The following is a 274-nucleotide window of genomic DNA, read 5'->3' on the forward strand; positions in this document are numbered from 1 at the left end:
GAGAGCAGCCGCGCGCTCGATGTATCGGAATGCGGCCTGGCCAGCCCGGGCATCGACCACACCCCATTCGAGGCCGTCGGGCAGGGTATCCACCTGGATCACGTTGATGACGGTCGGTGAGGCGATAGCCTCGGAGGGCGCCGCGATCACGCGCACGTCTGCGGTGACGCCGATGATCTCAGCGGCGAGACGCATCCGTTCGGCATCCCCGATGAGAACCGGACGGCACGCATCCAGGACGGCCGATGAGACCAATGCGGCGGCGCAGATCTCG

Annotated in this window: 1 protein-coding gene; it reads right to left on the reverse strand. The window is 67.2% G+C overall.

Translation table 11 applies throughout. The features are described from left to right. On the reverse strand, positions 1–274 hold a 274-nt coding region (locus SB717_RS35670), incomplete at both ends, for a 4-hydroxythreonine-4-phosphate dehydrogenase PdxA (protein WP_410907680.1).

It is taken from the genome of Priestia sp. SIMBA_032, from assembly GCF_046535215.1.
Classification (GTDB): domain Bacteria; phylum Bacillota; class Bacilli; order Bacillales; family Bacillaceae_H; genus Priestia; species Priestia aryabhattai.